The sequence below is a fragment of the Alcanivorax sp. NBRC 101098 genome (assembly GCF_001010505.1).
Taxonomy (GTDB): Bacteria; Pseudomonadota; Gammaproteobacteria; order Pseudomonadales; family Alcanivoracaceae; genus Alcanivorax; species Alcanivorax borkumensis.
In genome coordinates this window covers 2,208,990-2,221,754 of record NZ_AP014613.1, presented here as the reverse complement: position 1 = coordinate 2,221,754, position 12,765 = coordinate 2,208,990, and the positions used below count along the sequence as shown (strand labels likewise).

The 12,765-nt window shown below is 57.7% G+C and carries 9 protein-coding genes; 2 read left to right on the top strand and 7 right to left on the bottom strand.

Translation table 11 applies throughout. The features are described from left to right. Positions 1-103 precede the first annotated feature (103 nt). Positions 104-2,551, bottom strand: coding sequence for a leucine--tRNA ligase (leuS, locus tag AS19_RS10035; protein WP_046962036.1), 2,448 nt, complete (start codon positions 2,549-2,551; stop codon positions 104-106). A 193-nt stretch (positions 2,552-2,744) separates the two neighbouring features. Here leuS and AS19_RS10030 point away from each other — a divergent pair, with 193 nt between their 5' ends. Beyond that, positions 2,745-3,356, top strand: coding sequence for a YdcF family protein (locus AS19_RS10030; protein WP_011589225.1), 612 nt, complete (start codon positions 2,745-2,747; stop codon positions 3,354-3,356). 33 nt (positions 3,357-3,389) lie between these two features. Here the strand turns inward: AS19_RS10030 and AS19_RS10025 are convergent, their stop codons facing one another. The 6 genes from AS19_RS10025 to lnt form a co-directional block, all read right to left on the bottom strand. After that, the gene (locus tag AS19_RS10025) at positions 3,390-5,117 is read right to left on the bottom strand and encodes a SulP family inorganic anion transporter (protein ID WP_046962353.1); all 1,728 of its coding nucleotides are present in this window, start codon (positions 5,115-5,117) and stop codon (positions 3,390-3,392) included. Positions 5,118-5,133: 16 nt separating this feature from the next. Then, positions 5,134-5,562, bottom strand: coding sequence for a TIGR01244 family sulfur transferase (locus AS19_RS10020; RefSeq protein WP_046962035.1), 429 nt, complete (start codon positions 5,560-5,562; stop codon positions 5,134-5,136). Positions 5,563-5,585: 23 nt separating this feature from the next. After that, a complete protein-coding gene (locus tag AS19_RS10015; RefSeq protein ID WP_046962034.1) occupies positions 5,586-7,358 on the bottom strand; it encodes a SulP family inorganic anion transporter in 1,773 nt (590 codons plus the stop codon). Between the two features lie 12 nt (positions 7,359-7,370). After that, entirely contained in the window at positions 7,371-8,600 is a 1,230-nt protein-coding gene (locus AS19_RS10010; protein ID WP_046962033.1) for an FAD/NAD(P)-binding oxidoreductase, read from the bottom strand. A gap of 10 nt (positions 8,601-8,610) precedes the next feature. Beyond that, positions 8,611-9,477: an MBL fold metallo-hydrolase gene (locus AS19_RS10005; RefSeq protein ID WP_046962032.1), complete on the bottom strand. Its 867-nt coding sequence runs from the start codon at positions 9,475-9,477 to the stop codon at positions 8,611-8,613. Between the two features lie 81 nt (positions 9,478-9,558). Then, entirely contained in the window at positions 9,559-11,049 is a 1,491-nt protein-coding gene (lnt, locus tag AS19_RS10000) for an apolipoprotein N-acyltransferase (RefSeq protein WP_046962031.1), read from the bottom strand. A gap of 303 nt (positions 11,050-11,352) precedes the next feature. Here lnt and AS19_RS09995 point away from each other — a divergent pair, with 303 nt between their 5' ends. After that, positions 11,353-12,729 (top strand): B-box zinc finger protein, encoded by a 1,377-nt coding sequence (locus AS19_RS09995; protein ID WP_046962030.1) that lies wholly within the window; start codon positions 11,353-11,355, stop codon positions 12,727-12,729. Positions 12,730-12,765 lie beyond the last annotated feature (36 nt).

Genomic DNA, 12,765 nt, shown 5'->3' with positions numbered 1-12,765 from the left:
GAGCCGGCTAGGAGCCGTGCTTGCCGGGGCGTCCGCGTCATACAAAAGCATATAAAATATGGTTGTAAGAGGTGGAGTTTGCCCCGGCGGTGCGAATCGCGGATTAGTTGGCGACGATATTCACCAGTTTACCCGGCACTACGATCACTTTACGCACGGTTTTGCCTTCAGTGAATTTCTTCACGTTAGGCTCGTCCATAGCAAGGGTTTCCACCGATGCTTTATCGGCATTGGCGGGCACGTTCAGTTTGGCGCGGACCTTGCCATTTACCTGTACCACAAGCTCGATACTGTCTTTTACCAGTGCGCTCTCATCTACACTCGGCCAACTAGCGTCAATGACCGCCTCGTCATGACCTAGGGCTTGCCACAGGCTGTGCCCCGCATGGGGAATGATGGGAGCCAGCAGCAGTACGGCGGCTTCCAGCGCTTCTTGTTTCACCGCGAGGGCATTGTCAGTGGCAGCGTCGAACTTGCTCACTTCATTAATCAATTCCATCACCGCAGCGATGGCGGTGTTGAAGGTGTTGCGGCGGCCGTAGTCGTCGCTGACCTTTTGAATGGTTTCGTGGGTTTTGCGGCGAAGTGCCTTGCCGGCGTCGTCCAATGCGTTTATATCCAGAGTGCCGGTATTGCCGGCTTCCACATGTTCGGCAACCAGGCGCCATAGACGCTTGATAAAGCGGAAGGCGCCTTCTACGCCTGCGTCGTTCCATTCCAGAGACTGCTCTGGTGGCGCGGCAAACATCATGAATAGGCGCACAGTGTCGGCGCCGTATTCTTCAATCATTTGCTGCGGGTCCACGGTGTTGCCCTTGGACTTGGACATTTTGGCACCGTCTTTGAGCACCATGCCCTGACAGAGGAGTTGCTTGAACGGTTCGTCGCAGTTCACCAGCCCAGTATCGCGCAGTAACTTGTGGAAGAAGCGAGAATAAAGCAGGTGCAAAATGGCATGTTCTATACCGCCAATGTACTGGTCTACGGGCAGCCAGTAATTGGTGGCTGCCGGGTCCAGCATGGCGGTGTCGCTTTGTGGTGAGCAGTAGCGAGCGTAATACCAGCTGGACTCCATAAAGGTATCGAAGGTATCGGTTTCGCGCAGGGCGGGCTGGCCGTTAAACGTGGTTTTGGCCCACTCCGGGTCGGCTTTGATAGGGCTGGTGACGCCATCCATTTCCACATCGGTGGGCAGCGCCACGGGCAGCTGGTCTTCTGGAGTGGGGTGTAGGGTGCCGTCTTCGGTTTCCACCATGGGAATGGGGGTGCCCCAGTAACGCTGGCGGGAAACACCCCAATCACGTAGCCGGTAGTTCACTTTCTTTTCGCCAAGGGAGCGTTCGCTAAGCCAGTTAGCAATAGCGTTGAAGGCCTCGGCGGAAGACAGCCCATCGAATTCACCAGAATGTATCAGGGTGCCTTTTCCGGTGAAGGCTTCGAGTGCCAGATCGATGGGCTCACCGTTGGCGGGTTCAATCACCTGGTTGATGGGTAGGCCGTATTTTTGCGCAAATTCAAAATCGCGCTGATCATGGGCGGGCACGGCCATTACCGCGCCGGTGCCGTAGCCCATCAGCACGAAATTGGCGATCCATACCGGTACCGCTTCACCGCTGATCGGGTGGGTGGCCGTTAGGCCGGTGTAGATACCTTTCTTCTCCATGGTGGCCATGTCGGCTTCGGCGGTCTTGGTGTTCTGGCATTCTTTAACGAAGTCCGCAACTTCGTGATTGGCGGCGGCGGCTTTTTGTGCCAACGGGTGGCCGGCGGCCACGGCCACGTAGCTCACGCCCATGAGGGTGTCCGGGCGCGTAGTGTAAACGCGCAGAGACTCTTCTCCCTCAATGGGGAAGTCTAATTCAACCCCTTCAGAGCGACCGATCCAGTTGCGCTGCATGGTCTTAACTTGTTCTGGCCAACCATCCAGCTGATCCAGATCATTCAGCAGTTCGTCGGCGTAGTCGGTGATTTTGATAAACCACTGGGGAATTTCTTTTTGTTCCACCAGTGCGCCGGAGCGCCAGCCACGGCCATCAATGACCTGTTCGTTGGCCAACACAGTTTGGTCTACCGGGTCCCAGTTCACCGTGGACATTTTCCGATACACTAGGCCTTTCTCGTACAGCTTGGTGAAAAACCATTGTTCCCAGCGATAATATTCTGGCGTACAGGTGGCCAGTTCCCGGCCCCAGTCGTAGCCGAAGCCCAGACGCTGCAGCTGCCCGCGCATGTAGTCGATGTTCTCGAAAGTCCATTTGGCAGGCGCTACCTTGTTTTTGATCGCCGCATTTTCTGCCGGCAGGCCGAATGCATCCCAGCCCATGGGTTGCAGCACGTTTTTGCCTAGCATGCGCTGGTAACGGCTGACCACATCGCCGATGCTGTAATTACGCACATGGCCCATGTGCAGGCGGCCAGATGGGTAGGGGAACATGCTCAGGCAATAGAACTTTTCTTTGCTGGCATCCTCGGTGACCTTGAAGCTTTGATTGTCATCCCAGTATTGCTGGGCTTGGGCTTCGATCTGATCGGGGCGATACTGTACGTCCATCGGCTCTCTTTTCTTGATCATAAAACAAACGGGAACAGGGCGGTTGAAGGAAACATTCCGACCGTGAAGGAGATATAGGATACATGAGCTTAGCTTGGATTTCTCAATACGCGGGTGCCCAGATGTGCAATCTCAATGATAAATACCTCGAGCAGGGGCGGCGGTGGGCCGTGGCAGCCGTGAGGGCCTGCCAATGATGCTGACGTACCTAGCGTTGCTGGTGTTGGTGGGCGCCAGCTTGCCGGCGGTGGTGCGCAGTTTTCTGCCGCCTTTGCCGCGCCGGATTACCGGCATTACGCCCCAGGCTGTGGTGGTGTTGGGCGCGGGGCGGCGCCAACGAAAAGGCCGAAGTTCGTTGAATACCCGAGGGCTGCGTCGGTTGAAATTGGCTGCAGAGCTGGCCCATGAGCACGGCTTGCCACTACTGGTCAGTGGCGGCGGTCAGCCCCCTAAGCACGATGATGAGCCCACAGAGGCAGACTTAATGGCGGAGCAAGCGCTGCGGCGCTGGCCGCGGCTGGATGTAATTAAAGAATTCCGTAGCCGAAATACTTGGGAGAACGCTTGTTATAGCTCTGAGCTGTTAGCTGATCGAGGCATAGATGAGGTGTTGTTGGTCAGTGATCGGGCCCACTTGCCCAGGGCCTTGCTGTGTTTCCAGAGCCAGGGTGTGTTGGCTCAGGCGGCGTGGAGCAAACGGTTGCCGAAGCAGGAATGGCTTCCCTCTGCGGGGGCCATATCTATGGTGCCGGAGATTTGGTATGAGTGGTTGGCCCTAGTGTGGTATCACGCTCGATTTTTGTAAACGCTAGGGTAAGAGGCGTGTCGCTTCTTGGTGCTATACGGCGTCAGGTGTCTTGGTGGCTCCGCCGAGTGCTTCAATGGCCTGATATTGGCTGAGAAAAACCTGGCCGCTGAGAGTGCTCAGCAAGTGGGTTTTCGTCAGCCGGTCCATCACTGGGCCTTTTACTTCAGATAGATGTAACTGTACGCCGGCGGCGTCGAGCCGCGCGTTGAGGCTTTCTAGGCTCTGTACAGCACTGGCATCCAAGTGATTGATGGCGGAGCACATCAGCACCACATGAGCAACACCGGGACGGCCCATGGCATGATCGTAGAGCAGATCCTCCAGTGGCCGAGCATTCCCAAAATACAGTGACTCATCCACGCGTATGGACAGAATCTGATCGGAGATAATGGCGTCGTGACGGTCAATGTTACGAAAATGCTGTGTGCCGGGTACCAGGCCGACTTCGGCCACATGGGGTTGGCTGGTGCGCCACAAGAACAGCACCACGGACAATCCTACTCCGATAAGCAAGCCGCTTTGCACATTGATTAATAACACCCCGAATAAGGTGACCACCATAGCGATGCTATCCGGACGGCTGTATCGCCATAGCTGGCGAATTTCCCCTAGTTCGATCAAAGGAATAATGCCCACCACAATGATCGCGGCGAGGGTGGCCAAGGGTAAAGCGTAAAATAGACCGGTGAAAAACAGGGCCACCAGGGCAATGCCCATACCGGTGAGCAGGCTGGTCATGGGGGTCCGGGCTCCGGCCTCGAAACTCACCGTGGTGCGGGAAAAACTGCCGGTGACAGCAAAGGAGCCGGATAGGCCGCTGGCCAGGTTAGCCAAACCCAGCCCCATCAGTTCCCGATTAGGAGAAATTCGCTCCCGGCGACGGGCAGCCAGCGCCTGTGCCAAAGAAATGGATTCCACGAAACCGATCAGCGCTAATAACAGAGCGGGTGTTGCCACGGCCTTCCAGTGGCTCCAGTCCATTTGTGGGGTGGATAGATGGGGCAGGCCGCTGGGGATTGCGCCCACAATGGCTAAGCCCTGTTGATCCAAGTCGAAGGAAAATGCCAACACAGTGGTGACCAGCACCGCCAGAATCGGGCCGGATTTGCCCATGAAGGCGGCGAGCCAAGCGGGTAAACGGCTACGCTTGAATGCGCCATTGAGTTGTTTAGGGATAAGCAGGGAGGCAATGGCGATGGCACTAATGGCCACGGTGAGCCAGTGACTCTGATTTAAATGTGCGCTCAAACTGCGGCCCAGTTGCACAATGTTATTGCCGCTGGCAGGGATGCCCAGCAGGTGCTTGAGCTGGCTGCTGGCGATCAAAATGGCACAGCCACTTACAAAACCGATGATGACAGGGTGACTAAGCAGGTTAGTCAGCCAGCCCAGGCGTAACACCGCCATTATTATTAGCACCGCTCCAGAGAGCAGCCCCATGCCAATAGCCGCCTGGATAAACAGCTGAGGATCTCCGTGGGCGAGGGCGCCGGCGGCGGAGGCGGTAATCAGTGATGTGAGTGCCGCCGGCCCAACGGACAGGCTGCTGCTGGTGCCGAATAGGCCGTAAACAATCAAAGGCAACATGCTGGCATACAGCCCGGTTTCAGGGGGCATACCCGCCAAGAGTGCGTATGCCAGCCCCTGGGGTACCAACAAAATGGTCACGATAATAGCGGCCAAGCCGTCACCGGCGGCATCGGCGCGGGTATAGCGAGCCAGCCAGTCGCTGGCGGGTAACCAGCGTATTACTCGCAAGGCTCGCTGCACGTTGTTACTGGCCTCGGCGCTGATTGAGCCGCTCTACCAGCCCGCTCAGGTCGTAACCGGCTTGTTCTGCGGTGGCAAGAATGCGGGCGTTGTCTTGTTCGCTGGCCTGGGTCAGGGCCCACAGCATTGTGCTGCGGGTTCCCGTACGGCAAAACGCTAATACTGGTGTTTCTGCCAGCGAGACGATGGCGTCGAAGCCGTCGATATCGGTTTCGCTGATGTTACTGCCCACCACAGGCTGGTGAGCGTATTCCAGGCCCGCTGCCTCGGCGGCGGCGGCCATTTCGGCGCTACTGGGTTGGTTTTCATCTTCACCATCGGGGCGGTTGTTGATGACCATCTTGAAGCCCGCTTTGGCCAGCTCAGCCATATCTTCTGGCTGCAGCTGTTCTGCGACAAAGAGGGTGTCGGTCAATTTCTTGGTAGTCGTCATGGAGACTCCTTGATGATTTGCTGTCAGCTTACCGGGGTATGTGGGGGCTGCAAGTCTTCTTCGTCTTGGCGGTCCTGTTGTTTTATACATTCCGGTGCCAGATCCTGCATGGCCTGATAATGGGTCAGGTAGATCTTGCCGCTAAGCTCTTCGGGTAACGCCGCCCGCTTGAACTGATCCATTACGGGTCCCTTGATCTCCGAGAAGTGAAGCGTGATGCCTGCGTCGGCCAGCCTGCGGTTGAGACTGAGCAGGCCATCGATGGCGCTGGCATCAAGATGGTTGATGGCGGTGCCCATCAGAACCACATGTTCGGTTTGTGGCCGTTGCAGGGCCGCATCGTAGATCTGGTCTTCCAGGCGGCGGATGTTGGCGAAGTACAGGGACTCGTCGATGCGCATACTCATAATTCGCGGTGACACCTTAACGGCGTGTCGTTGCACATTGCGGAAATGCTCGGTGCCAGGAACAAGACCAATCTCGGCCACATGGGGTTGGTTGGTGCGCCATAGATACAGCGCTAGGGAACTGATCACCCCGGCCATGACCCCGGCCTCCACACCCCAGCCCAGCACGCCGACAATGGTGATTATCATGGCGGTGAAATCCAGCCGGGAAAAATGCCAAGTGTGCTTCAGGGTGGCCAGGTCAACCAGTGAGAGTACCGCCACCACAATGGTGGCGGCCAAAGTGGCCTTGGGCAGGAAGACGAACAGACCGGTAAGCAATAGCGCGGTTAAGGCGATTCCTACAGCGGTGAAGACCCCGGCCATGGGGGTTTGGGCTCCAGCATCAAAGTTGACCACAGAGCGGGAAAACCCCCCAGTCACCGGGAAGCCGCCGCTGAAGGCGCTGGCCAAGTTGGCCGTTCCTAGCCCCATCAGTTCCTGGTCTGGGTTGATACGCTGGCGCCGCTTGGCCGCCAAGGTCTGGGCCACGGAAATGGATTCCACAAACCCGATCAGGCTTATCAGTAGTGCAGGCACTAGAAGTTGCCGCCAGAGTTCTGTGTCCATGGCGGGCATGATGAAACCGGGCAGACCGCTGGGTATGTCACCGACGATGTCGACACCTTGCTGGTCGAGACGCAGGCTGGCAGCAAGCAGGGTGGTGGCCAGTACTGCCAACACGGGCCCGGCCTTGCTGATTAGGTCTGCCCAGAAGGGCGTTAGCCCCATTTTCAGCAGCAGCGGCTTGAAAGACCTGCGCACCCAGAACAGGAAGACCGTGGCTGTGCCGCCAAGAATGAGGGTGGGTAGATGAATGTCGGGCAGGTGGTGATAGAGGGACGCACCTAGTTCATAAAGGTTGCGGCCGCTGAGCGGGACACCAAGTAGGTGTTTAAGTTGGCTCGCGGCGATCAGAATTCCGGAGGCGGTGATGAAACCACTCACCACCGGGTGCGACAACAGGTTGGCGATCCAGCCCAGTTTGAACAGGGCCATGAGTATCAGGATAGCACCGGACAGGGCGGCCAGAATGATGGTTGAGGCGATGTATTCAGGGGTGCCGGCGGCGGCAATTTCACTGGCGGCGGCGGCGGTCATCAGCGAAGCCACAGCCACCGGGCCAACGGCTAGGGTGCGGCTGGAGCCAAACAGGGCGTAAGCCACTAGCGGCAGGATGCTGGCGTAGAGTCCCACTTGCGGGGGAAGGCCGGCGAGCATGGCGTAGGCCAAACTCTGCGGAATCAGCATGATGGTGACGACAACTGCGGCAACCCCATCCTGAGCGGCAGTCTGCCGGTTATAGAGTGGGAGCCATTGTGATGCTGCGAGCCAGCCAGGAAGTTTCATCGCCTTAGTGCCTTATGGTTTTCCTGGTTTTGCCAGCCATTCGTGCCCTTTCAGCATCATGGAGAAATAGATGTGCGGCATGGCGTAGCGCTTGAGCCACCACATGCTGGTGCGAGCCACCGCGGGTTTGAGTGGGAAGGTGGGTTGCAGTTTGCCGCCATAGCCGAACTCGGCCATTACCACCTTGCCCTGTTCCACGGTGAGCGGACAGGCGCCGTATCCGGTGTAGCGGGCGGGCATGGGGCGGTCGGCGAGGTGGGCGAGCAGGTTTTCTGCTACCACGGGCGCCTGCTTACGCACCGCGGCAGCGGTTTTGGCATTGCTGGCGCCACACACATCCCCGAGGCTGAATACATTGCCATAGTGGGGGTGTTGCAGGGTGGCTTCATCGACGGCGACCCAGCCGCTTTCATTGGCAAGCTCGCTGTCGCGGATGAATTCCGGGGCGCGTTGTGGCGGCACCACATGAAGCATGTCGAAGCATTCGGTACGCTCAATGGTGCTGCCATCTTCAGCGGTGTCGCGGAAGGTGGCGGTCTTCGTTGGGCCCTCTACGGCAATCAGGGTGCTGGTGAAATTCAGGTTGGCGCCGTAGCGCTTTACGTATTCCATCAGCGGAGGCACAAACTTGGAAACGCCGAACAGTACGCCCCCAGCATTGTGAAACTGCACGTCAATGTCGCCTAGGTAGCCCTGTTTTTCCCAGTGATGGCAGGACAGGTACATGGCCTTCTGTGGAGCGCCGGCGCACTTTATGGGCATGGCCGGCTGAGTAAACAGGGCGCGGCCTTGCTTGAGCAATTGCACGCATTCCCAGGTGTAGGGCGCGAGATCGTAGTGGTAGTTACTGGTCACGCCATTCTTGCCCAAGGTCTCTTCAAGACCGGCAATGGCTCCCCAGTTCAGTTCTAGGCCGGGGGCCACCACTAAGCTGCGATAGCTCAGATGCTGGTGATTTTCCACAATGACGTGGTTCTGCTGCGGCAGGAAGCCCGTCACCTTGCTGCGAATCCATTTGGCATTGGCCGGTATTAGCGAAGCGGTGGAGCGGCAGGTATCTGCGGGGTTGAAGCAGCCGCCGCCCACCAGGGTCCAGGCGGGTTGATAATAGTGGCGATCGCTGGGTTCTACGATCGCTATCGATAGGGAGGGCTTGCGTTTGAGCAGGCTGGCCGCCGCCGCGAGGCCGGCAGCGCCGCCGCCCACAATCACCACATCCCAGACAGAGTCATCAACTGGCATGGGCATTCTCTTAGAGTGCGTTCAGGGGGATTTTCAGGTAGCTGATGCCATTGTCTTCCTCGGGAGGAAGGTGCCCGGCGCGCATGTTGATCTGCACCGATGGCAGGATTAGGCGCGGCATGTCCAGGGAGGCATCGCGGGTTTCTCGCATGGTGACGAACTCTTCTTCGCTGACGCCTTCATGAACATGAATGTTGTGTTTGCGCTGATCACCCACGGTGGTTTCCCAAACGAATTCTTCGCGGTTCTCTGGTAGGTAGTCGTGGCACAGAAACATGCGGGTTTCGTCCGGCAGAGCGAGTAACTTCTGAATGGAATGGTATAGAGTGCGAGCATCTCCACCGGGAAAATCGCAGCGGGCGGTGCCGTAGTCTGGCATGAACAAGGTGTCCCCGACGAAGACCGAATCGCCGATCACGTGGCTCATGCAAGCCGGGGTGTGCCCAGGCGTGTGAATGGCTCGAGCCTGCAGATTCCCTACTTTGTAAGTCTCACCATCCTTGAACAGATGATCGAACTGACTACCGTCGCGGGCAAACTCGGTGCCGGCGTTAAAGACCTTGCTAAAGGTTTCCTGCACGGTGCTGATGTGCTCGCCAATGGCCAGCTGGCCACCTACCTGTTGTTGAATCCAAGGTGCGGCGGAAAGGTGGTCAGCATGGACGTGGGTTTCCAGCAGCCAATCCACAGTGAGACTTTCTTGTTTCACGTAGTTAACGATTTGCTCGGCACTGGTGTGTCGGGTGCGACCCGCGCTGGGGTCGTAATCCAGTACAGAGTCTACGATGGCGCAGTGGCGGCTTTGCGGGTCGGTGACGACATAGCTGATTGTATTAGTGTCGTGGTCAAAGAACGCTTTGACTTCAGGGCGTGACATGGTGCTTTCCCGTTAGGATGCGACAATGCCACTGTTATAGGCTGGCCGGAGAACAAAGTCAAATTAAGGTATAAGCATATATCAATATGGAATATTGGGCGATGTCCTGATTCGGCCCCGCCACCCTGCCCACACCATTAGGCAGGCCAGCAGTAGCCAGGGCCATACCCCCGTGGCCATGAATGGAGTGGTGCCCTGGCGGGGCTGGTACTGGCTGAGCAGCACGTCGCGCTCGAATTGTGGCAGGGCATCCACTACCTTGCCGTGCTCGTTGATCACTGCGGTGACCCCATTGTTGGTGCCGCGTAGCAACCATCGGCCGGTTTCCAGGGCACGCATACGGGCCATCTGAAAATGCTGCAAGGGGCCGGCAGAGGTGCCGAACCAGGCATCGTTGCTGATGGTCAGCAGCACATCGGCGTCGTGGCTGCGGTCGGCCACCAGTTCCGGATAGAGAATTTCATAGCAGATAAACGGGGCGATGCTGTGCCCCAGCGCCGTCAGATTGGGTTGGCTGGATTTTCCGGGGGTAAAGCCAGACATGGGTAAATCGAAAAATGGAATTAGCCCGCGTATAAGCGATTGCATGGGCACGTATTCGCCAAACGGGACCAGTTTTTGTTTGTGGTAAACCCGTTGGCGGCCATCGCCGGGATCAAGCGGGATGGAGGCAATGCTGTTGTGGTAGGTCACGCCACTATTGCTGACCGTACGCCAGGGAACCCCGGTGATGAAACCGCCGTTACGTTCGGCGATTTTTTGTCCTTCTTGTTCTACGAATTCGGATACGTTTTGGTAAAAATTAGTGAGCGCTGATTCTGGCCAAACTACCAGGGTGTCGGCGGGAATATCCCGTGTCAGGTCTTGATAGATCTGCTGGGTTCGTTCTCGCATGGACAGCTGCCATTTGAGGTCCTGGGGGATATTGCCCTGTACCAGCGCAACTTTCTGGGCAGACCCGCTGGGTTGGGTGAAGGTGAGAGTGTGAGAGACCGCAGTGAGAATCAGCAGGGCGCTGGATGCGACCAGCCCGGCGTACCCGCCTCTGCGCCAGTTAGTCAGGCGAATAAAACAGGCGCTGATCAACACCGCGCTAAGGGTCAACAGCCAGACTCCGCCTATGGGGGCCAAAGTGGCGAAAGGGGAGTCGATCAGGGCGTAGCCAGCATATAGCCAGGGGAAACCGGTCAGGAGTACGCCACGCAGCCAGTCCAGCAGTAACCAGATACCGGCAAAGGCCAGAGCCGAACGTCCCAGCCGCCAGCTGGCGTAAAAAGTGAGGCCGTAAAACAAGGCCAGGAAAGCCGCAAATAGCCCGGTGAACGGAATCGCCATCCACAGCGGCATGAAGCCGTAGTCGTGCATGGAAACATGCACCCAGGAAATACCGAAAGCGAACATGCCCAGCCCGTACAGCCAGCCACGTAGTAATGCTTCGCGGGCAGAGCTCGCCTGCTGCTGGCACCAGTAGCCCAGCCCGATGCTGACAAACAACAGAGGCCAGAGATCATAGGGGGCAAAAGCTAGGGGGAAGAGCAGGCCGGCAATCAGAGCCAGCAGACGATCACGCATGGATATCCTCGTTTCGTACTGGCGAGCAGGCCGCCTGGCAGTTTGGACTAGAGTCAATGTAATAATACGAATAAAGTAGCAGAAAAATATGCTTTTAAACCGGCGGGGGCAAAGTTGAAAGCTCAAAGTTAAAACACGACTTCGCGCTTGTTGTCAGCCGAAATCGGTCTGCGCTGCGGATCACCTCGAACGATTAGCGGCTAGGCTACCGGTCATGGGGAGGAATCTCCTGCGCGTTTGCACTTTGAACATTCAACTCGACCCTGCCCCCTAAGCCGGGATGACAAGTCTGGGGGCATCATAGTGAAACACCCATGCAAGTACCATCCGGGAACGGAGGCGCTGTGGTATTGCGCCCATGATGGATTGTATCTGTGTCAGCAATGTGTGGATGGGGATGAGGACCACCGCATGGAGGCTCGTTGCTTACTGTGCAACCATGATCTGTTGCCGGCGGTACATAGCCAGGTGGGGCCGTTGTGGCAGCGTCTTGGCCGTTATCTGCGCCTGCCGTTCTCGTTACCGCTGCTGCCGCTGTTGGCCATTTGGCCGGTGCTAGCCACGTTGTTGCCCCCGCTATGGGCAATGGTACCGGTGGCATTGGTGGCGGGGTTGCCCACTTTCGTTTTTTCAGCGGCGTTGATGACGTTGCGCGCTAGCCCTCGCAAAAGCCGCAAGGCGGCCTTTCCCGGTTGGGATTGTCTTGCAGAGAGCGCTTCTTGGAAAAGTGCCCTGTGGCAGGCCTTGCCCGCATCGCTAGTGATTGGCCTTGCCGCACTTTTGATGGTGGCGGTATCGGTGCCGGTGGGTTTGTTGGTCGCGGTGATTGGCATGCTGCTGGTGCCTGCCCTGTGGCTGGCGGTGTTGGTGCAAGGTGCAGAGCCCGGCGCCTATGCGGCGGTGGGCAACTATATCGTGTCTGCCCCTCGGGATTACGCCGTGGCAGCGGGGTTTGCTTCGTTGGGCTGTGTGTCGGCAGTGGCGCTGGTGGGGGTGGCCGTGGATGTATTGCCGTTGCCTTTGGTACAGGGGGTAGCCGGTTTGCTGGCGGCTTGGTGGTGGTTGGTTTTGGCGGAAATGTGTGGCGATATTGCGGCCCGGCACAGCCGGCTGTGGGGCCTGAATCAGGGGGGGCGGCGTGTCACTCTGCCATTGGCTGAGCGTCGGCAGCGCGCTCAATTGTGTGCTGGTCGATTCGATAAGGTGTTGCTGACTACCTCAAAAATCATCAAAACCAAGAAAGCCACGGTGGCGGATTGGCAGCATCATGATCGGTTGTTGGCGGTGCTGGGTAAGGAGGATGAACGAATTGCCCTGGCAGAATCTTATCTAGATTGTTTGGTTGGCGCTCAGGCCTGGAGTGTTGCTCTGGAACTGGTTGCTCGGCAACGCCACCGTGATTCACAGTGGGTGCCCTCTGCGCCGGCGCTACGGTTGGCGTTGGCTGAGGGCGTTTATCCCCGTGACCCTAAGCTGGCGGTTGCCTTACTCAAGGAGCTCCACCAGAAATACCCTGAGTTTGCCGACCTTGGTGAAGCTTACCTGTTGCTGGCCAAGGTGCTGGCGGAGGCGTTTGGCCTGAGTGGCAAGGCTGAACAATATCTGCGTTATGTGGAAAGCCACTGCCGTGATGTTCGGTTACGCCAGAAGGTTGCGGACTGTCGGCTAGCCTGGGGGTGACGGGTGTGTTTCCGATTTCCAAAGGTGTCGAGTGTT

Excerpts from the sequence above, each read along its gene's own strand:
- leuS (WP_046962036.1), bottom strand. The coding sequence starts at position 2,551 with ATGGACGTACAGTATCGCCCCGATCAGATCGAAGCCCAAGCCCAGCAA.
- AS19_RS10030 (WP_011589225.1), top strand. The coding sequence starts at position 2,745 with ATGATGCTGACGTACCTAGCGTTGCTGGTGTTGGTGGGCGCCAGCTTG.
- AS19_RS10020 (WP_046962035.1), bottom strand. The coding sequence starts at position 5,562 with ATGACGACTACCAAGAAATTGACCGACACCCTCTTTGTCGCAGAACAG.
- AS19_RS10015 (WP_046962034.1), bottom strand. The coding sequence starts at position 7,358 with ATGAAACTTCCTGGCTGGCTCGCAGCATCACAATGGCTCCCACTCTAT.
- AS19_RS10010 (WP_046962033.1), bottom strand. The coding sequence starts at position 8,600 with ATGCCAGTTGATGACTCTGTCTGGGATGTGGTGATTGTGGGCGGCGGC.
- AS19_RS10005 (WP_046962032.1), bottom strand. The coding sequence starts at position 9,477 with ATGTCACGCCCTGAAGTCAAAGCGTTCTTTGACCACGACACTAATACA.
- lnt (WP_046962031.1), bottom strand. The coding sequence starts at position 11,049 with ATGCGTGATCGTCTGCTGGCTCTGATTGCCGGCCTGCTCTTCCCCCTA.